The organism is Methylobacterium sp. 77, from assembly GCF_000372825.1.
GTDB lineage: Bacteria > Pseudomonadota > Alphaproteobacteria > Rhizobiales > Beijerinckiaceae > Methylobacterium.
Genome location: NZ_KB910516.1, coordinates 2,450,400 through 2,470,572 on the forward strand (window position 1 = coordinate 2,450,400; position 20,173 = coordinate 2,470,572).

At 65.2% G+C, this 20,173-nt stretch carries 19 protein-coding genes; 14 read left to right on the forward strand and 5 right to left on the reverse strand.

Annotated features, from left to right (window positions below; translation table 11 throughout):
* Positions 1–96: 96 nt before the first annotated feature.
* Entirely contained in the window at positions 97–1,071 is a 975-nt protein-coding gene (locus tag A3OK_RS0111635; protein WP_019905042.1) for a TorF family putative porin, read from the forward strand.
* A 94-nt stretch (positions 1,072–1,165) separates the two neighbouring features.
* Here the strand turns inward: A3OK_RS0111635 and A3OK_RS0111640 are convergent, their stop codons facing one another.
* Positions 1,166–2,356 (reverse strand): aminotransferase class I/II-fold pyridoxal phosphate-dependent enzyme, encoded by a 1,191-nt coding sequence (locus A3OK_RS0111640; protein WP_051092923.1) that lies wholly within the window; start codon positions 2,354–2,356, stop codon positions 1,166–1,168.
* A gap of 204 nt (positions 2,357–2,560) precedes the next feature.
* Here A3OK_RS0111640 and A3OK_RS0111645 point away from each other — a divergent pair, with 204 nt between their 5' ends.
* The 7 genes from A3OK_RS0111645 (at position 2,561) to aat (ending at position 7,841) form a co-directional block, all read left to right on the forward strand.
* On the forward strand, positions 2,561–3,367 hold the full coding sequence (locus A3OK_RS0111645; RefSeq protein WP_019905044.1) for a DsbA family protein: 807 nt from the start codon (positions 2,561–2,563) through the stop codon (positions 3,365–3,367).
* Between the two features lie 111 nt (positions 3,368–3,478).
* Positions 3,479–3,967 carry a type II 3-dehydroquinate dehydratase gene (gene aroQ, locus A3OK_RS22715; protein ID WP_019905045.1) on the forward strand — a complete coding sequence of 163 codons (489 nt, stop codon included), beginning with the start codon at positions 3,479–3,481 and terminating at the stop codon, positions 3,965–3,967.
* A 20-nt stretch (positions 3,968–3,987) separates the two neighbouring features.
* Complete coding sequence (accB, locus tag A3OK_RS0111655; protein ID WP_026597178.1) at positions 3,988–4,470, forward strand: acetyl-CoA carboxylase biotin carboxyl carrier protein; 483 nt, start codon at positions 3,988–3,990, stop codon at positions 4,468–4,470.
* Positions 4,471–4,481: 11 nt separating this feature from the next.
* Entirely contained in the window at positions 4,482–5,843 is a 1,362-nt protein-coding gene (gene accC, locus A3OK_RS0111660) for an acetyl-CoA carboxylase biotin carboxylase subunit (protein ID WP_019905047.1), read from the forward strand.
* A gap of 132 nt (positions 5,844–5,975) precedes the next feature.
* Entirely contained in the window at positions 5,976–6,290 is a 315-nt protein-coding gene (locus tag A3OK_RS22720; RefSeq protein WP_036302795.1) for a hypothetical protein, read from the forward strand.
* Positions 6,291–6,704: 414 nt separating this feature from the next.
* A complete protein-coding gene (locus tag A3OK_RS22725; protein ID WP_036302798.1) occupies positions 6,705–7,037 on the forward strand; it encodes a hypothetical protein in 333 nt (110 codons plus the stop codon).
* Positions 7,038–7,154: 117 nt separating this feature from the next.
* A complete protein-coding gene (gene aat, locus A3OK_RS0111675) occupies positions 7,155–7,841 on the forward strand; it encodes a leucyl/phenylalanyl-tRNA--protein transferase (protein WP_019905050.1) in 687 nt (228 codons plus the stop codon).
* A 4-nt stretch (positions 7,842–7,845) separates the two neighbouring features.
* On the opposite strand, the gene A3OK_RS0111680 is transcribed toward aat, so the two are convergent.
* From A3OK_RS0111680 to A3OK_RS0111690, 3 genes are all read right to left on the reverse strand, one after another.
* On the reverse strand, positions 7,846–8,478 hold the full coding sequence (locus A3OK_RS0111680; protein ID WP_019905051.1) for a LysE family translocator: 633 nt from the start codon (positions 8,476–8,478) through the stop codon (positions 7,846–7,848).
* A 44-nt stretch (positions 8,479–8,522) separates the two neighbouring features.
* Entirely contained in the window at positions 8,523–9,122 is a 600-nt protein-coding gene (locus A3OK_RS0111685) for a DUF2155 domain-containing protein (protein ID WP_081631247.1), read from the reverse strand.
* Between the two features lie 232 nt (positions 9,123–9,354).
* Positions 9,355–9,768: an NADH:ubiquinone oxidoreductase subunit NDUFA12 gene (locus A3OK_RS0111690; RefSeq protein ID WP_019905053.1), complete on the reverse strand. Its 414-nt coding sequence runs from the start codon at positions 9,766–9,768 to the stop codon at positions 9,355–9,357.
* 539 nt (positions 9,769–10,307) lie between these two features.
* On the opposite strand from A3OK_RS0111690, the gene A3OK_RS0111695 reads away from it, so the two are divergent.
* The 4 genes from A3OK_RS0111695 (at position 10,308) to A3OK_RS0111705 (ending at position 16,634) form a co-directional block, all read left to right on the forward strand.
* Complete coding sequence (locus A3OK_RS0111695; protein WP_019905054.1) at positions 10,308–14,033, forward strand: vitamin B12-dependent ribonucleotide reductase; 3,726 nt, start codon at positions 10,308–10,310, stop codon at positions 14,031–14,033.
* An 11-nt stretch (positions 14,034–14,044) separates the two neighbouring features.
* Positions 14,045–14,731 (forward strand): ImmA/IrrE family metallo-endopeptidase, encoded by a 687-nt coding sequence (locus tag A3OK_RS23595; RefSeq protein WP_081631189.1) that lies wholly within the window; start codon positions 14,045–14,047, stop codon positions 14,729–14,731.
* Between the two features lie 368 nt (positions 14,732–15,099).
* The gene (locus tag A3OK_RS0111700; protein ID WP_019905055.1) at positions 15,100–16,302 is read left to right on the forward strand and encodes a molybdopterin-dependent oxidoreductase; all 1,203 of its coding nucleotides are present in this window, start codon (positions 15,100–15,102) and stop codon (positions 16,300–16,302) included.
* A gap of 11 nt (positions 16,303–16,313) precedes the next feature.
* Positions 16,314–16,634 (forward strand): hypothetical protein, encoded by a 321-nt coding sequence (locus tag A3OK_RS0111705; RefSeq protein ID WP_019905056.1) that lies wholly within the window; start codon positions 16,314–16,316, stop codon positions 16,632–16,634.
* Between the two features lie 22 nt (positions 16,635–16,656).
* Here A3OK_RS0111705 and A3OK_RS0111710 read toward each other — a convergent pair whose 3' ends face one another.
* On the reverse strand, positions 16,657–16,914 hold the full coding sequence (locus tag A3OK_RS0111710; protein WP_019905057.1) for a hypothetical protein: 258 nt from the start codon (positions 16,912–16,914) through the stop codon (positions 16,657–16,659).
* A gap of 152 nt (positions 16,915–17,066) precedes the next feature.
* On the opposite strand from A3OK_RS0111710, the gene A3OK_RS0111715 reads away from it, so the two are divergent.
* Both A3OK_RS0111715 and A3OK_RS0111720 read left to right on the forward strand, forming a co-directional pair.
* Positions 17,067–18,140, forward strand: coding sequence for a putative sulfate exporter family transporter (locus tag A3OK_RS0111715; protein ID WP_019905058.1), 1,074 nt, complete (start codon positions 17,067–17,069; stop codon positions 18,138–18,140).
* A 125-nt stretch (positions 18,141–18,265) separates the two neighbouring features.
* Positions 18,266–20,143: an MHYT domain-containing protein gene (locus A3OK_RS0111720; protein WP_019905059.1), complete on the forward strand. Its 1,878-nt coding sequence runs from the start codon at positions 18,266–18,268 to the stop codon at positions 20,141–20,143.
* Positions 20,144–20,173: the final 30 nt, after the last annotated feature.

A 20,173-nucleotide genomic window follows, 5' to 3' on the forward strand; every position in this document is an offset into this window, starting at 1 on the left:
GCGTATCGACACGTCGGTGTAGCAGCCCGGTAGATCTCATCAGAACGGGGGGCGTGGCAGCACCTCCCCTCCGTCTTTCACTAAGGGGACCGGGCCATGCGCCGCTTGAACACTTCGATACTGGCCCTCGGCACGATCGCCGGACTGGCGATGTCGCCGGCCCTGTCGGCCGATCTGGCCATTCCCAAGGCCATGCCGGTCGAGGCGAAGGCCGCTGATCCACTGATCGGCTTCTCCTTCGGCACGCGCTACCAGACCGACTACAATTTCCGCGGCGTGTCGCAGTCGAACCTGCAGGGCAGCTACCAGACCTTCTTCGAGGCGCAGTTCTTCAACAACTTCGCCTATGCCGGCTTCGCGACCTATCAGGTGCGCCTGCCGACCAAGCCGGACATGGAATTCGATCTCGTTGCCGGTATTCGCCCGACCTTCGACAAGTTCGCCTTCGATCTCGGCATCCTGTATTATTTCTATCCCAACGAGCAGCAGCTGTTCAATAACAACGGCAGCCCGTTCACCACGCGCAATACCGATTACTACGAAGCCGCCGGCAAGATGCTGTACACGGCGACCGACTCGCTGACCGTCGGCACCAACGTCTTCTTCTCGCCGAACTTCCTCGGAACCCACGCCAACAGCACCTACGCGTCGGGTACCCTCGCCTACACGCTGCCGGCGAGCTTCTTCCCGTTCCTGCCCGAGGCCTATGCCGGCGGCTTCTCCCTCTCGTCGGAACTCGGCTACTTCTTCCTCGGCTCCGCCAAGAGCTCGGCCACCGGCTTCGATGCCAGCATCGGTCGCTTCGCCTCGTTCAACCTGCCGAGCTACCTCTACGGGAATGTCGGACTGTCCTACACCTACAAGAACATCGTCCTCGATGTCCGCTACCACAATACCGACCTGACCAAGACCGAGTGCGCCGCGTTCTCCGGCGACTTCCGCCAGATCACCAATGGCGGAACCTCGAAATGGTGTGGCGATGCGGTGATCGGCTCGATCACGTTCCAGACCTCCACCGCGGCGCCCGGCATCTATGCCGAGCCGGGCGGCTTCCTGAACCTGTTCCGCTAAGCGCCGACCTGTTCGACGGACCAGAAAGGCCCCGGATCGCTCCGGGGCCTTTTTCATGCCCGATCGCCGGAAACGCTTCGGGCGAATCAAGTTGCTAGCGCAGCCAAGCCTTCAGGCGTCGAACGGCCTCCACGCAATCCTGCTCGGAGCCCGCGAAGGAAAACCGCACATGGTGGCCTCCTTCCGCCGCATCGAAATCGAGGCCGGGGGTCGCCGCCACGCCGGCCTCGTCCAGCATCCGCCTGCAGAAGGCGGAGGCGTCGTCGGTGAGGTTGGCGATATCGGCATAGAGGTAGAAGGCGCCGTCCGCCGGATGGGTCCGTCCGAGGCCGAGGGAGGGAAATGCGTCGAGGAGCAGCGCCCGGTTCGCGGCATAGCCGAGGCGGATCGCCTCCGCTTCCTCCATCGCGTCGAAGGCCGCCAGCGCCGCCACCTGCGACAGGTAGGGCGGCGAGATGTAGAGATTCTGGGCCAGCCGCTCGATCGGCCGCACGAGCCAGGGCGGCGCCACCATCCAGCCGATGCGCCAACCGGTCATGCAATAGGTCTTCGAGAACGAGTTGATGACGATGGCGTCGTCGTCGAACTTCAGCGCGGTCTCGGTCGGAACGCCGTAGCTGAGCCCGTGATAGATCTCGTCGGAGATGAAGGGCAGGCCGAGATCGCGCGCGGTCGCGCAGAGGTCCGCGAGGCGGGCGGGCTCGATCACCGTGCCCGACGGGTTGGCCGGGCTCATGACCAGGATGCCGGACAAGGCCTCTTTGCGATGAAGGGCCCGCAACGCCTCGCTCGTCGGGGCGAAGCGGTCCTCGTCCCGCAGGATCATGGGCGCCGGGATCAAGTCCAGCGCATGGAGGATGCTGCGATAGGCCGGATAGCCCGGCTGCGGCACCGCGACCCGCGCGCCGGCATCGAACAGGCTAAGAAAAGCCAGGACGAAACCCGCCGACGAGCCGGTGGTGACGATGATCCGCTCGGGCGCCACCGCGACGCCGTAGGTGTCGCGATAATGCCGGGCGATGCGTTCGCGCAGGGCCGGCATCCCGAGCGCGTCGGTATAGGGCAGCCTGCCGGATTCGAGGGCGCGCCGCGCCGCTTCGACCACGCCGCGCGGGGCCGGAGCCGAGGGCTGACCGACCTCCATATGAATCACGCCGTCGCCCTGCCGGTCACGGATCGCGGCGGCGGCCATGATGTCCATGGCGAGGAAGGGGGCCACGCGGCTCGCACGCAATGAGGCTCTCAACGGGGCCTCGGCGTCTGGACGATCGGCTGATGCTGTCATGTCCCCGGCTTACTCCGCCACGGCCTTCGCTTCCAAGCCGGCTTGTCCTCACGACCCGCCGGTGCCTTCGACGCCGGGGCTGCAAGATTCATCACGTCGATCGGCACGATTGACCCGCCGCCGCGAAAACGCCTAACCCGGAGACTAACGACCGGTTGTCCCGCGCCCGATCACGGCCGACGGGACGCGACCCCGCGAGGATCAATGCGCCTGCTTCGCCACCTTCTCTCGACCGTCGCCCTCGCGGGCGCGCTGGCTTCCGGCATCTCCACCGCCTTCGCGCAGACGACGCCTGCTCCGGCGCAGACGGCTCCGGCCGCGGCCTTTACCGATGGGCAGCGTTCGGCGATCGAGGCGATCATCAAGGATTACCTCGTCAAGAATCCCGACGTGCTTCAGGAGGCCATCGCCGAGGGCGAGCGGCGCCAGCAGGAGACCCAGAAGCTGGCGCAATCCGCCGCTCTGAAGGAATCCCGCGAGGCCCTGGTGAATTCGCCCCACGGCGTCGTGGTCGGCAACCCGACCGGCGACGTCACCCTGGTCGAGTTCTTCGATTACAATTGCGGCTATTGCCGCAAGGCGCTCGCCGACATCCAGACCCTGGTGAAGGCCGATCCGAAGCTGCGCGTCGTCCTCAAGGATTTCCCCGTGCTCGGCGCGGAATCCCTGGAGGCCAGCAAGATCGCGCTCGCGGCCAAGCAGCAGCTCAAGGGCGACAAGCTGTTCGAGTTCCACGTCAAGCTGTTGGAGAGCAAGGGCCGGGTCAACGGCGAGCGCGCGATCGCGCTGGCCAAGGATATGGGCCTCGACGTCGCCAAGCTGCAGAAGGATGCGCAAGGTGCCGAGGTGAAGGCCGCGCTCGCCGAGAATGTCGGCCTCGGCGACAAGCTCGGCCTCTCGGGCACGCCGGCCTTCATCATCGGCGACGAGATCATCCCCGGTGCCGTCGGCGTGGACCCGATCCGCAAGACCATCGGCGACATCCGCCAATGCGGCCACGCGAGCTGCTGAGGCACACCCTCGCAGGCGATCGTCCCGGTATGCACCTGTCGCAATCCGCGGCGATCGTCTAGGACCACCGGCCCGGCTGCTCGGCGCAGCCGGCGCTTCGAACGCGATGGCATGATCCCGATCCACGTCCTTCACGGACCGAACCTCAACCTCCTGGGACGCCGTGAGCCCGGCATCTACGGAACCGCGACGCTCGCCGACATCGAGCGTGATCTGCGCGCGCGCGCGGAGACTCTCGGCGTCGCGCTCACCGTGCGCCAGACCAACCACGAGGGCGAGCTGGTCGGTTTCGTGCAGGAAGCGGGGCTCGCCGGTGCCGGCGTGCTGATCAACGCGGCGGCCTATACCCATACTTCCATTGCGCTTCGCGATGCGATCGCGGGCAGCGGGGCGGTCGCGGTGGAAGTGCATCTCTCGAACGTGCATGCGCGCGAAGCCTTCAGGCACGTCTCGCTCATCGCTCCGGTCTGCGCCGGACTCATCTGCGGCTTCGGCCCGCACAGCTACGGTCTCGGCCTGGATGCCCTGGCGCGGCTGATGCGCGATCGTTTGCCTCCTCTCCCGTCCGACGTCTCGTCGGGCGCCACCTCTCAAGACTGACCGGAATGGCCAAGGTGCCGATGCCTAAGAACGAACCTTTCGATCCCGAACTCGTGCGCGAACTCGCCAAACTCGTGACCGAGACGGATCTGACCGAGATCGAGGTGGAGAAGGGTGACCTGCGCATCCGCGTCGTGCGCCGGATCGAGCCCGTCCATGTGCAGGTGGCGGCCCCCGCCCCAGCCATGGTGGCGCACGCTCCCGTGGCGGCATTGTCCGTCGCCGGTCCGGGTGCAGCCGTCGAGCGTGCCAAGGCCGGGGCCGGTCAACCGGGCGCCGTGCCCTCTCCCATGGTCGGCACCGCCTATCGCCGGCCTTCGCCGGATGCCAAGGCCTTCGTCGATGTCGGCTCCAAGGTCGCTGCGGGCGAGAAGCTGCTCCTGATCGAGGCGATGAAGACCTTCAACGAGATCGTCGCGCCCCGCGCCGGGACCGTGACCGCGATCTTCTTCGAGGATGGCCAGCCGGTCGAGTTCGGCGAACCTCTCCTCGTCATCGAGTGATGGCGCCCCCCATGTTCGAAAAGATCCTGATCGCCAATCGTGGCGAGATCGCCCTGCGCGTCCTGCGCGCGGCCAAGGAGCTCGGGATCGCCACCGTGGCGGTGCATTCCACGGCCGATGCCGATGCGATGCATGTGCGGCTCGCCGACGAGAGCGTCTGCATCGGCCCGCCCGCCGCCCGCGACAGCTACCTCAACATCCCGTCGATCATCGCCGCCTGCGAGATCACCGGGGCGGATGCGGTGCATCCCGGCTACGGCTTCCTGTCGGAGAATGCGCGGTTCGCCGAGGTGCTCGCCCACCACAATATCGGCTTCATCGGCCCCAAGGCCGAGCATATCCGCATCATGGGCGACAAGATCGAGGCCAAGCGCACGGCCAAGCGTCTCGGCATCCCCTGCGTGCCCGGCTCCGAGGGTGGTGTCGAGGATCCGGTGGAAGCCAAGCGCATCGCGGCCGAGATCGGCTACCCCGTGCTGGTGAAGGCCGCTTCCGGCGGCGGCGGTCGCGGCATGAAGGTGGCGCGCACCGAGGCCGACCTGGAACAGGCGCTCGGCATGGCCCGCACCGAGGCCAAGGCGGCTTTCGGCGACGATGCGGTCTATCTTGAGAAGTATCTCGAGAAGCCGCGCCATATCGAGGTGCAGGTGCTCGGCGACGGTCGCGGCAAGGCGGTCCACCTCGCTGAGCGCGATTGCTCGCTCCAGCGTCGGCACCAGAAGGTGTGGGAAGAAGGCGGCTCGCCGGTGATCGACGAGGCGACCCGCGCCGAGATCGGCGGCATCTGCGCCCGCGCGATGCAGGAATTGCAGTATATCGGCGCCGGCACGGTCGAGTTTCTCTACGAGGATGGCCGTTTCTATTTCATCGAGATGAACACCCGTATCCAGGTGGAGCATCCGGTGACCGAGATGATCACCGGGGTCGATCTCGTCACCGAGCAGATTCGCGTCGCCGCCGGCCTGCCGCTTTCGGTGACGCAGGACGACATCAAGGTGACCGGCCACGCCATCGAATGCCGGATCAACGCGGAGCATCCGGCGACCTTCCGGCCGTCGCCCGGTCTCATCACCTATTTCCACCCGCCGGGCGGACTCGGCGTGCGCGTGGATTCGGCGGCCTACCAGGGCTACCGCATTCCACCGAACTACGATTCCCTCATCGGGAAGCTCATCGTTCACGGCCGCACCCGGCATGAATGCCTGATGCGCCTGCGGCGGGCCCTCGACGAGTTCGTGGTCGACGGGGTCGATACCACCCTGCCGTTGTTCCGCACCCTGGTGAGGAATGCGCAGGTCCTCGATGGCGACTACGACATCCATTGGCTGGAAGGTTTCCTGGAGGCCGGCGGCCTCGCTGACACCACGAACTGAACGCCTTCGGGAGGCGGCTAAGAGGAACTGCCCCGCTTGAATCTCGTTCTCTCGGTGAAGTGTGTTTCGTTGCGCGCAATTCAGGGCGATGGCCCCGCGCAACGTGACGACGAATCGAGAAGGATGAACTCCATGCGTCTTGCGAAGCTGACCGTCGCCGCCCTGCTCCTCGCAGCCTCCCCTGCCCTGGCCCAGTCGCCGTCGGGCAACGTCTCGCAGCCGGAACGGGCGGTTCCGCAGGCGGGCACGACCACGGGCGGGCCGCTCGACAACCCCTCGACCCGCGATATGCCGCCCGCGACGGGCAGCACCAGCCGCCCGGCGGGTGAAAACGGCATGGCGCCCGGCGCAGGCGCGGTCGATTCCGCCAAGGGCGGCAACGCCGACCAGACCAACAAGGGCATGGGCGCCAATACCGGTTCGACCTCCGGTGGTCCCGCACGCTGACCCGATCCGACGCAGCGATCGATCGATGAGAAGAGCCGGCCCCGAGGGGCCGGCTCTTTTATTTTGAATGACGAGAAGGCTATTGCATTCATCGGCTTGTGCGCAGCGTCACCGATCACGGATAGTTCAATACTAGCAGCATTGGTGCCGCGAGGTTGCTTTCATCCCCATTCGGATTGTTCCTCTCGCCGAAAGAGAAGAAATTTCCAGTTGCGGCCCGGTCGTTTGAGCCCATGGGAACGGTCGATCCTCTGTCATCCCCATGACACTGCGACACATCGCCGGCTCAGTTGTTCAGGAACGCTGGCGGTCGGAACGTCTTGTTGGAACATGCCGGCCCGGCAAGCGCCCCGCTTCTTTCAGGAGGCAGCTACCGAGAGGCCGATCATCTCCACCGGATACCGAGCTACGATCATGCGCACCCTGACCCTCGCCCTCGTCGCCGCGACCTTGAGCGCGACCGCTGCCCTCGCCCAGTCGCCCTCCGGCAATGTCGGCCAGCCCGAGCGGGCCTACCCGCAGGCCGGGACCACTGCCGGTGGTCCGATCGATCATCCGTCCGTCTACGGCGCCTATCGCAATGCCGACGACCGCCTGGATGTCGACGATACCGGCAGCGTCCGCGGCGCTCCCTTCATCTCGAATCGCGAGGCCGTGTTCGAGGATTCGGCGAAAGGCGGCAATGCCGAGCAGAACCAGCGCGCGAACCCGAATCTGGGCACGACCTCGGGCGGTCCCGAATTCTAATTCCGCTGCATTCGGACGGACAAGACGGCAGGGCGAGAGCCCTGCCGTCTTTCGTTGCGCGTAGGCCTCGGCGCGGCATCGTTTCTCTGGCATTCGGCCGCCGGAGGGGTCACATTGATGGCCATGCAGCACGACCACGACGGCGAACGCGTGGAGATCACCCCACAGATCTTGCTGAAGGCCTATGCCGCCGGGATCTTTCCCATGGCGGAAGATGCCGACGACCCGACGATTTATTGGGTCGAGCCGAAGGCGCGCGGCATTCTGCCGATCGATCACTTCCACGTCTCCCACCGGCTCGCGCGAACGGTGCGGTCCGATCAGTTCGAGGTCCGGGCCGATCTCGACTTCGATGCGGTCATCGCCGGCTGCGCGGCCCCACGGGGTGATGGCGAGCGGACCTGGATCAACGCGCGCATCCGCGAGCTTTACGGTGCCCTGTTCGATGCCGGACATGCGCATACGATCGAGGTCTATGCCGAGGGACGGCTCGTCGGAGGGCTGTACGGCGTCTCGCTCGGGGCGGCATTCTTCGGCGAGAGCATGTTCCACATCGCCCGCGACGCGTCGAAAGTCGCCCTCGTGCATCTGATGGCGAGGCTGCGGCTCGGGGGCTATCGTCTCGCCGACACCCAGTTCGTCACCGATCATCTGACGCAGTTCGGTGCCGAGGAATTGCCGCGCCACGTCTACAAGCGGCGCCTCGCCGAAGCGATCGTCGAGGATGCGAACTGGTACGTCTGGCCGAGGGACCGGGCCGTCAGCGGGCAGGACGCGCTCGCCGCGCTCGCTCCCCGATCCTGAATAGTCAGCGCCGACTATCGAGCGCCATGCGGATGGCGAGGCCGCCGAGCACGCCGCCCATGATCCAGCGCTGAGCCTTGAGCCATCCCGGATTTCGCGACAGGAAGTGGGCGATGGAGCCCGCTGCCAGGGCGATCAGGGCATTGACCGCGACGCTGATGACGATCTGGACCGAGCCGAGCATGACTGTCTGGCCGAGGATGCTGCCGCCCGACGTGGCCACGAATTGCGGGAGCAGCGCGAGGTAGAGCATCGCGATCTTCGGGTTGAGCAGGTTGGTGAGAAAGCCCATGGCGAACAGGCGCGTCCTGCTGTCGGGCGCCAATTCGCGCACTTCGAACGGCGAGCGGCCGCCGGGCCTCAAGGCCTGCCAGGCCAGATATCCGAGATAGAGTGCGCCGGTCAGCCTGAGCGCGTCGTAGGCATAGGGGATCGCCAGCACCAGGGCGGTGATGCCGAAGGCCGCGCAGAGCATGTAGAAGACGAAACCAAGGGCGACGCCGCCGAGGGAGACGAGGGCCGCGCCGCGGCCCTGGCAGATGGCGCGCGAGACGAGATAGGCCATGTTCGGCCCCGGCGTCAGCACCATCCCGAGCGACACGCCCGCGAAGGCGAGGAGGGTGACGCTGTCGGGCATGGCACAGTATCCTGTCGGCCGCCGGATTCTGCCGGGTGCAGATCCTAGCGGAATATGGAATCGAAGATCGATTGCGGCTGTGCCGGCGGCGGCGGCGCGGGTGCCGGCCCTTCGTTGGTCGGGAAGAACTTCCGCGATGGCTTCTGCTTGGGCTGGACCGGAACGCCGCGCGGCGCCTCGACGTCGACCTGTCCGTTCGGGTTGACCTGCTGGGCCGTCCGCGTCGGGTCGGTGTTCTTCTGGCGCCTGGTCTTCTCGGGCTTCGAGGCCATGGCCGGCACGTCTTCCTGTTCGCGCGCCTCGGCGATGATGTCGTTGCCGCCCTTACAATCCACGAGCCACACGTCGTAGATCGGGTGCTCGATGGCGTGAAGACCCGGACTCGCCGCGAACATCCAGCCGGTGAAGATGCGGCGATACTTGTTGTCGAGCGTCACCTCGTCGACTTCGAGGAAGGCCGTGGTCTTCGGGCTCTCGGTCGGAGGCCGGCTGTAGCAGACGCGCGGGGTCAATTGCAGCGCGCCGAACTGCACGGTCTCATCGACGGCGACTTCGAACGACACGATCCGGCCCGTGATCTTGTCGAGGCCGGAGAACACCGCGGTCGGGTTCTTGATCTTGTCGGCGAGGGCCTGGCCCGCCATCGGCAGGCCCAGCGTCGCGGCACCCGCGAGCAGGAGGCCGGCCCTGAAGGCGAGATGCAATGTGCGGCGAACGAGCATGCGGCTAACCCGGAGCGGGACGATGAGGCGTCTGCCCTAAGCCCGGGCGGTCGCGATGTCATGCACCGATAGACAGGCCAAGCGTGGTGTAAAAAGGGCGACGTGACGGTCTGGCGGGGCCGCGGCGAACGCGTGGCTCCCGATCGGCCGCGCGCTATTCGGGGCTCCAGGCCGCGTAATCCCCGCCCGTGGCCGGCTTGTTGCCCGGATTGAGCTGCGAGCCCTTCGGACGATAGGCGGCGCTGGTTCCGGTGAGGTTCTCCACGTGCGGCTTCTGCCACTCGCGCGGGGTGTAGCTTTCCTCGCTCGGGGGAACATCGCCGTTGTGGCAGAGCCAGCCGCGCCAGCCGGGCGGCACCTTCGAGGCGTCGGCATAGCCGTTATAGACGACCCAGCGGCGTTCCGGACCGACCGAGCGGTCGATCAGCGGTCCCAGGGCCTTGTAATAAGTGTTTCCGAAATCGTCCGTGCCGACGAGCTGGCCGTGCCGCGCCGTCATGACGGCGAGCGACATGGTCTGCCCGTTCCACCAGGTGAAGATCCGCAGAAGCGTGTCCTTCAGAGCCATCGCACTCGCCTGAACCGGACCGGCGCGACCGCCCGTCCTTCGTTGGCCGGGACTATGGTGAGGGGCTCGGGCGAAGTCCAGCGCGACTCGGGCGCGCCGGCTGCATCCGACCATTCCGTGACCCGGTTCGAGCACCCGAGTGCGGCTGGAATCCCACAGCCGATGCGTCTTAACCAAAAGCTTACGTCGCGAGTTCGCCGTCCGACCTGTGAATGCAAAAAATTCTCGGGCGGATTCCTTCAAGCAAAAAGAGCACTTATCGGCGCGGTCGCGATATCCACAGGAATTCTATCGCCGCCACAACATCTAGCGCGGAACGTAGCCGGCACACACAAGTTGTTGACGTGAGGGCCCTGACCGCGATAGCTTTCGATGGTAGCCGAAGCAGTCGCGTCGGTACGGCGGCTCTGAGTATTTTCGGCCATCTGACAGCGCACCGCGAGCGTTCGCGGGCACTCGCCTTCTTCAGACTTGAGCAAACCGGCGGCTGCGCGGAGCGCGGCGGCATCGTCGACTCTTCGACAAGGGATACAGGGTTCATGCGGTTCGAGCGGCGATACACCACGGCCGGGCAATCCCCCTACGCGACCATCGCCTTCCGCAAGGCGCTGAGCGAGATCCGCAACCCGGACGGATCGATCGTGTTCCGGCTGGACGGCATCTCGGTGCCCGACAGCTGGAGCCAGGTCGCGAGCGACGTGCTGGCGCAGAAATACTTCCGCAAGGCCGGTGTGCCGGCCCGGCTGAGACGCGTCGAAGAAAACGACGTCCCCTCCTTCCTGTGGCGCTCGGTGGCCGATGAGGCCGCGCTGGCCGAACTGCCCGAGGCCGAGCGGTCCGGTTCGGAAATCTCCTCGACCCAGGTCTTCGATCGCCTCGCCGGCTGCTGGACCTATTGGGGCTGGAAGGGTGGCTACTTCACCTCGGAGGAGGATGCCTCGGCGTTCCTCGACGAGCTGCGCTTCATGCTCGCCCGCCAGATGGTCGCGCCGAATTCGCCGCAATGGTTCAACACCGGCCTGCATTGGGCCTACGGCATCGACGGACCGGCCCAGGGCCACCATTACGTCGATTACCGCACCGGCGAGCTGGTCAAGTCGGCCTCGTCCTACGAGCACCCGCAGCCGCATGCCTGCTTCATCCAGGGCGTCCAGGACGACCTCGTGAACGAGGGCGGCATCATGGACCTCTGGGTCCGCGAGGCGCGCCTGTTCAAGTACGGCTCCGGCACCGGCTCGAACTTCTCGATGCTGCGCGGCGAGAACGAGAAGCTCGGCGGCGGCGGCAAGTCGTCCGGCCTGATGTCGTTCCTGAAGATCGGCGACCGGGCGGCCGGCGCGATCAAGTCCGGCGGCACCACCCGCCGCGCGGCCAAGATGGTCATCGTCGACATCGATCACCCCGATATCGAGACCTATATCGACTGGAAGGTGAAGGAGGAGCAGAAGGTCGCCGCCCTGGTGACCGGTTCGAAGATCGTCTCCAAGCACCTGCAGGCGGTGATGAAGGCCTGCACCCAGTGCGAGGCCGAAGGCGATGCCTGCTTCGACGTCGAGCGTAACCCCGCGCTCAAGAAGGCCGTGAAGGCCGCGCGCAAGGAGATGGTGCCGGACGCCTACACCAAGCGCGTCATCCAGTTCGCCAAGCAGGGCTTCACCAAGATCGACTTCCCCGTCTATGACACCGACTGGGATTCCGAGGCCTACCTCACGGTAGCCGGCCAGAACTCGAACAATTCCGTCTCGCTCACCGACGACTTCCTCCGGGCGGTCGAAGCGGATGGCGACTGGAACCTCATTGCCCGCACCACCGGCAAGCCGGTGAAGACCCTGAAGGCACGCGACTTGTGGGAGCAGATCGGCGAGGCCGCCTGGGCTTCGGCGGATCCGGGCCTGCATTTCAACACGACCATGAACGACTGGCACACCTGCCCGTCCGCCGGCCGGATTCGCGCCTCGAACCCGTGCTCCGAATACATGTTCCTCGACGACACGGCGTGTAACCTCGCCAGCACCAACCTGCTGACGATGTACGACCGGGCCAGCGGCCAATTCGACGTCGCCGCCTTCGAACATCTCAACCGTCTCTGGACCGTCGTCCTCGAGATCTCGGTGATGATGGCGCAGTTCCCCTCGAAGGAGATCGCCGAACTCTCTTACCGCTACCGCACCCTCGGCCTCGGCTACGCCAATATCGGCGGCCTGCTGATGAGCATGGGCCTGCCCTACGATTCGCTGAAGGGCCGGGCCCTCGCAGGTGCGCTGACCGCGATCATGACCGGCGTCGCCTATGCCACATCGGCCGAGATGGCGGCCGAGCTCGGTCCGTTCGCGGGCTACGACGAGAACGCGGACGCCATGCTCAAGGTGATCCGCAACCATCGCCGCGCGGCGCATGGCGAAGCGGCGGGCTACGAGTTCCTCTCGATCGCCCCCGTCCCCCTCGACATCCCCAACGTGCCCCAGGCCGACCTCGCGGAACGCGCCAAGGTGGCGTGGGACCGGGCCCTGGCGCTCGGCGAGGAGCATGGCTACCGCAACGCCCAGGCGACCGTCATCGCGCCTACCGGCACGATCGGCCTCGTGATGGATTGCGACACGACCGGGATCGAGCCGGATTTCGCCCTGGTGAAGTTCAAGAAGCTGGCCGGCGGCGGCTACTTCAAGATCATCAACCGGGCGGTGCCGGACGCCCTGCGCTCGCTCGGATACCGCGAATCCGAGATCGCCGAGATCGAGGCCTATGCCGTCGGCCATGGCTCGATGGGTCAGTCGCCGGCCGTCAACGCCGGCTCGCTCCGCGCCAAGGGCTTCACCGACGACAAGATCGCCGCCATCGAGGCGGGCTTGAAATCGGCCTTCGACATCAAGTTCGTGTTCAACCGCTGGACCCTGGGCGACGATTTCCTGAAGGACGTGCTCAAGGTCCCGGCCGAGAAGCTCGCCGACCCGACCTTCGAGATCCTGCCGTTCCTCGGCTACACGCGGAAGGACATCGAGGCCGCCAACACCCATATCTGCGGTGCGATGACCCTTGAGGGAGCCCCCTTCCTCAAGGTCGAGCATTACGCGGTGTTCGATTGCGCCAATCCGTGCGGCCGCATCGGCAAGCGTTACCTCTCGGTAGAGAGCCACATCCGCATGATGGCGGCGGCGCAGCCCTTCATCTCGGGCGCTATCTCCAAGACCATCAACATGCCGAACGACGCGACGGTCGAGGATTGCAAGAACGCCTACAAGCTGTCCTGGACCCTGGCGCTCAAGGCGAACGCCCTCTACCGCGACGGCTCCAAGCTGTCGCAGCCGCTGAACTCGGCACTCATCGCCGATGAGGACGACGATGCCGACGAGGTGATCGAGGCTCTGGTGGCGCAGCCCGCCACCGCCAAGGCGGCACAGCTCGCGGAAAAGATCGTCGAGCGGGTGATCGAGCGCGTCGAACGCATCCGCTCGCGCGAGAAGCTGCCCGACCGGCGCAAGGGCTACACCCAGAAGGCCGTCGTCGGCGGACACAAGGTCTACCTGCGCACCGGCGAATACGAGGACGGCCGCATCGGCGAGATCTTCATCGACATGCACAAGGAGGGCGCCGCCTTCCGCTCGCTGATGAACAACTTCGCCATCGCGATCTCGATCGGGCTCCAGTACGGCGTGCCGATGGAGGAATATGTCGACGCCTTCACCTTCACCCGGTTCGAGCCGGCCGGTTTCGTACAGGGCAACGACGCCATCAAGAACGCCACCTCGATCCTCGACTACGTGTTCCGCGAACTGGCGATCTCGTATCTCGGCCGGATGGATCTGGCCCATGTCGACCCGTCCGAGATCGGCAACACCGTGATGGGCAAGGGTGAGGGTGAAGGCACGCGCAGCGGCGACCGGCCGGACCCGGTGGCCTCCAGCATCGTCTCGCGCGGCCTGCTGCGCGGCTCGGCCGACCGGCTCACCCTGATCCAGGGCGGACCGGCCGGCGGCACGATGGGCATCGGTTCCGGCCATGCCGGGGCGAGCGCCCCGGCCGGCGGGGTCGTCCACGCCATGCGGGGCGCGACGGCGCTGAAGGCGGAAGATAAGGATGCCCAGGTCGTACTGGGATTTTCTCATCCCGCCGAAGAACCACGTAACTCGGTGGCCTTTAAGCGAGAAGAAGCAAAGCTGAAGGGTTACGTCGGCGAGGCATGTCCTGAGTGTGCTAACTTCACTCTTGTCCGAAATGGCACCTGCCTGAAATGTGACACCTGTGGCAGCACAACTGGCTGCTCATAAGGACGAAGGCAATGTCCTCGCCATTTAGAGATATACCAGTATCCTTTTTGAGCGAGGACAAGATTGCAAGGATCGCCAATGAATGGCGATCCTTGCATGAAATGACATTCGGCGATGATTTTTGCGTCGTCGAATTCTTGATTCACACTTTTATGAGTAATAGAACCGCCGCTCTATCTATTGATACTTTTGACCGAGATGGAACTGAACAGCCACCGGCTCATGTTTCATTTAAGCCGGACGTAATCAATGTAGATCGCTCAATTTGGCGACGAGCTGATATGAGAGAGGGCTACCCTCAATTCATAGTCGCTCACGAAATCGGACATATTTTATTGCACTCCGATATTCCGAAGGGATACTCTAAAGATTCAAATTCACAGATCAAGTACTTTGAAAATGAACACTCTGCAGAATGGCAGGCAAATAAATTTGCTGAACACCTTATACTTCCAAAGTCAGTTGTCGAAAGATATTCAAATATAGGTGAGCTAATCAAATTTACGGGCGCCTGGGAAGCAGTCGCGAAAACGCGATTTGCTGACGTTTTTCGCCCAAAACTCGTAAATATCGATGCAGATCATGTAGATTCGGCGTGTGAAATTTGTGGCAACCTTTCGTTTTCAAGACGAGGGCTGATTTTAAAATGCAAAACATGCAAACAAGAACGTAGTCTGTTTGTGTTTGGTAAATTTTAGTTATCAGCGTCAAGGAATTTTACAAAATCCCGATGTTGTCTTATCATTCAGAATAATTATTTATAATTATACGTTTCATACTCAATTTCGATATTTCTGAGAAATCCGCGCAGCATACCTATCGTAATGGATTTTGCACGCACTTCGATATAATGATAGTTATATTTTTACATATCGATTTAAGAATATGACTATTTCAAGATAGCTGGCTGTCAGCTGTCGTAAATTATTCGTTCGCGAATATGTCAGACGTTTTGCATCGTTCCCTTCATTTTTCTCCTCCATAAAGTGACTGGTCTCGGCGCCGTCGCGGATCGTAGTGGGGCCGGCCATCGCATTCGCGATGCTGGAGGGTTGGGGGGAAGGCGATGGTCGAACTCGGCAGGCGGGACTTTTTGAGAGGCGCCGTCGCGGCTGGGGGGATCGCGCTCCCATCGCTGCGGGCCTTGGCCGGCGAGGTCGCGACCCTGCCCTTCGCCAATGGCGAGCGGCCCCTGGTCGCCTATCCCGGCAAACGCCCGCTGATGCTGACGACCGCACGGCCGCCCCAGCTAGAAACACCGTTCTCGGTCTTCGACGAGAGCGTGCTCACCCCGAACGACGCGTTCTTCGTGCGCTATCATCTGGCCGACATCCCGACCTCCATCGATCCCGAACTGTTCCGCCTCGAGGTCAAGGGCCATGTCGACGGACCGGTCTCGCTGTCGCTTACGGAGCTGAAGAGCCTTCCGGGTACGGAACTCGTCGCGGTGAACCAGTGCTCGGGCAATTCGCGCGGCTTCGTCGTTCCGCGCGTGGCCGGTGGCCAGCTCGGAAACGGCGCGATGGGCAATGCCCGCTGGACCGGCGTCTCGCTGAAATCCGTGCTCGACAAGGCCGGCGTCAAGGCGGGCGCGGTCCAGGTCTCCTTCACCGGCCTCGACGGGCCGGTCCTGCCCGAGACGCCGCGCTATGCGAAGGCGCTCGACATCGACCATGCCCGCGACGGTGAGGTGATGCTGGCCTGGGCGATGAACGGGGAGGACCTTCCCTGGCTCAACGGCTACCCGCTGAAGCTCGTCGTGCCTGGTTTCTACGGCACCTACTGGGTCAAGCACCTCAGCACGATCACGGTGCTCGACACGCCCTTCGACGGGTTCTGGATGCAGAAGGCCTATCGCATTCCCGACAACGAATGCGCCTGCGTCGAGCCGGGAACGAGCGCGGCGAAGACGGTTCCGATCAACCGTCTCCCGATCCGCTCCTTCGTCACGAATCTGGCGGATGGCGCCAAGGTCCCGGTCGGCAGGGCGGCATTGCGGGGTATCGCCTTCGACGGCGGCTCGGGCGTCAGGGACGTGGCCGTATCCCTGGACGATGGCAGGACATGGTCGCCGGCGCGGCTCGGTGACGATCTCGGACGCTATTCCTTCCGACCCTGGACCTTCGAGGCAGACTTGTCGGCGGGCGCCCATGCGGTTCGCGTGCGAGCCACGGCCAAGGACGGCACGACGCAGCCGATGGATCCGCGCTGGAACCCCGCCGGCTATCAGCGAAACGTCGTCGAGACGACCCGCATCCAGGCGATCTGAGGGAGAATCGCATGACCCGCTATCGTTTCGCCGCCGCGCTCCTATCGGTCGCCCTCTTCGTCGGCGGAGGTGCCGAGGCCGGGCCACGCACCTACGACGTGCCGGAGGCGACCGCCCAGTTGCGCCCCGCTGAAGGCCACGAGGCCGGGTTCGAAGCCGCCCAGACCAATTGCACGGTCTGCCACTCGGTCGACTACATCCTCACGCAGCCGCCGGGCAAAGGGGCTGCGTTCTGGACCGGCGAGGTCACGAAGATGGTGCATGTCTTCCACGCCCCCATCGACGAGGCGGATGCGAAGGCGATCGCCGCCTATCTCGCCGCGACCTACTGACCGGGCCGGTTGTCGCGTCGCGTCAGCGGATCGCTGTGACGTAGGAAGCGATCTGCGCCTGAGCCAGGGTAAGGGTCTGACCGAGGCTCTGGTCGCTGAAATAGACCCGTCCGGCGGTCAGCGTCAGGGCGAGCATCCAGAACACCGCGATGGCGACGTTGCGCGCCCGCCGATCACCCTGCGTCATGCTGGTGGTGCGATCATCGCAGACCGGCTCGCCGTAAGGGTCGAAGCTGGTGGCGCCACCGTTCAGGACGCCGTGATCGGAACGCGTGCTCATCCGGGGTAAGATCGTGTTTTGCTTGCCATCGATCAATGGATGCGTCTTTTGAAGTTGTGACGTTCCGGAGAGCGGTTTTCTCTTTTCGAAGCGCGCGGCAGAAGTTTCTTGTTTGAAGGCCTCGGCGGCGTGTCCGGGTGGGTAGAGCGAGCGTGAAGGCATCTTCGAACCCGACCGTTCCTGCGGGCCCGGCCACCATCCGCAGGGTCCCGGCGCTGCTGCCGGGCATCGTCCTCTGCCTCGCCGTCACCGCCATCGCCATGGCCGTCCAGGCTCTGGAGGAGAGAGCGACCGGGCATCCCTATATCGAGGCCCTGGTCGTCGCGATCCTGTTCGGGATCGCGATCCGCACCGTCTGGACTCCCGGCGAGCGGTTCCGGGCGGGGATCGCCTTCAGCGCCAAGCAGGTGCTCGAAGTCGCCGTCACGCTGCTCGGCGCGTCGATCAGCCTCGGCGCCATCGTCGCCTCGGGGCCGGCGCTGCTCACCGGCATCGTCGGCACGGTGGTCCTGGCGATCGCCGCGAGCTACGCGATCTGTCGCGGCCTCGGCCTGCCGGCGCGGATGGCGATCCTGGTGGCGTGCGGCAACGCCATCTGCGGCAACTCCGCCATCGCCGCCGTGGCGCCGGTCATCGGGGCCGACAGCAAGGATGTCGCCGGCTCCATCGCCTTTACCGCCGTGCTCGGCGTGCTGATGGTGCTCGGCCTGCCCTTGTTCATTCCGCTCGCCGGGCTCTCGGACCACCAATATGGCGTGCTCGCGGGACTCACCGTCTATGCCGTGCCGCAGGTGCTTGCTGCGACCGTGCCGGTGGGGCTGCTCAGCACGCAGGTCGGCACGCTGGTCAAGCTCGTGCGGGTGCTGATGCTCGGGCCGGTCGTGGTCGCGTTCTCGCTCATCGCGCATCGCCTGCCGGCGGAAGCGGGTGCACGGAAGACCATGCCGGGGCGGCTCGGTTTTACCAGGCTCGTCCCCTGGTTCATCCTCGGATTCCTCGGGCTCGCTACGCTCCGCTCGCTCGGCCTGATCCCCGAGGCCGCTTCCGGGCCGGTGAAACAACTGGCCGGCTTCCTGACGATCATGTCCATGGCCGCCCTCGGCCTCGGCGTCGACGTGCGGGTTCTGGCGCGTATGGGCGGACGGGTGACGCTCGCCGTGACCGGCTCCCTCGCCATCCTCCTCGCGATCAGCCTGATCCTCATCAGGGCCCTCGGCATCGCCTGACCGCCTCGTCTCCGAGCCGATGCTCCCCCCGATACGGGTGGGAGTGGCCGCGTCGGCGGCGACCGGCTACGAAATGGGCTGCGAACAGCAGCGCGTGCCCGTCACTTTCCAGAAGCGGTCGTCCGATGGTCCATACCGGCTACAATCCCGCCCTCGTCGCGCTCTCCATCGCCATCGCCGTCTTCGCTTCCTACACCGCTCTGGACCTCGCATCGCGGGTGCGTGCCGCGCCCGGCCGGCGCCTCGCCTGGATCGGCGGAGCCGCCCTCGCGATGGGGGGAGGGATCTGGTCGATGCATTTCGTCGGCATGCTCGCCTTCGAGATGGGGATGCCGGCGGCCTACGATACCGGCCTCACCCTGCTGTCGCTGCTCATCGCCATCGGCGCGACGGGTGGCGCCTTCGCCTGGGTCAGCCGGAACGATGCCGCGACGCGCGACATCCTGGTGAGCGGCCCGCTCATGGGGGTCGGCATCGCCGGCATGCACTATACCGGTATGGCCGCGCTCACCGTGCCCGGCAACCTCGCCTACAGCCCTCCCGTCGTCATCGTGTCGGTCCTGATCGCCGTCACGGCGGCCACGGCCGCGCTCTGGCTGACCTTCCGTCAGCACGAGGTCTGGCAGAAGATCGCGGCCGCCTTCGTGATGGGGCTCGCCGTCGCCGGGATGCACTATACCGGCATGGCGGCCGCGACCCTCACCGCCGAGGAGGCCGGCGCGCATGCGGCGCATATGTCGGCGCTCGCTCCGAGCCAACAGAACCTCGCCCTGTTCGTCGGCGGGGCGACCTTTCTCATCCTGTTCCTCGCCATGCTGGCCTCCTCGATCGACCAGCAGCGCGTCCAACGCGACTTGAGCGCCAGCGAAGAACGATTCCGCGCCGCCGTCCAGGCGGTGCGCGGCGTTCTCTGGACCAACGATGCCGAGGGCCGGATGGTCGGCGACCAGCCCGGATGGTCGGCGATCACCGGCCAGTCGCGCGAGGAGTATCAGGGCTTCGGATGGGCCGACGCCGTGCACCCTGACGATGCCGAATCGTCCATCGAGGCGTGGGGCGAGACGGTGCGCGAGAAGCGCACCTTCGTCCACGAGCACCGGGTCCGCTCGAGCGATGGGACGTGGCGGCATTACGCCATCCGTGCCGTCCCGGTCCTGGCGCCCGACGGCGCCATTCGTGAATGGGTCGGCGTGCATACCGACATCACCGAACAGCGCGAGGCCGAAGCGGAGCTCCGGGAATCGAACGAGGAGATCCAGCGCTACGCCTACATCGTCAGCCACGATCTCCGTGCGCCCCTCGTCAACGTCATGGGGTTCACGAGCGAACTCGACGCGACGCGGAACGACATTCGCACCGCGCTCGACAATCATCCCGATGCCGAGAGGATCGACGCCGATCTCGGCGAGGCGCTCGGCTTCATCAGCGCCGCCGTCACCCGCATGGAGAGCCTGATCGCCGCGATCCTGAAATTGTCCCGCGAAGGCCGGCGCAGTTTCATGCCCGAAACCCTCGAACTGACGGCGCTATTCCAGCGCCTCGCCGATGCCCAGCGCCACCAGACCGAAGCCGCGGGCGCCGAGGTGATCGTGGCTCCGGATCTTCCGAAGATCACAGCCGACCGGCTGGCGGTCGAGCAGATCTTCGGCAATCTCCTCGACAATGCGGTGAAGTATCTCGACCGCGCGCGCCCCGGCCGGATCGCCATCGACGCCGTTCCGGTCGGCTCGCGAATCCGCATCGACGTCACGGATAACGGCCGGGGCATCGCCGAGCGCGACCACGCCCGGGTGTTCGAGCTGTTCCGACGCTCGGGCGCACAGGACCGGCCGGGCGAGGGAATCGGTCTCGCCCATGTCAAAGCGCTGGTCCGGTCGCTCGGCGGACGGATCGACATCACCTCCCGGCTCGGGGACGGCACCACCTTCAGCGTGACGCTGCCCCGCGAGAGCGCTACAGCTTCGAACAGGGGCGCCGCGCCGACGCCCCTCGCCGCGGAATGAGGTCGGGACCGAACGTGCACTCCGTCAGTA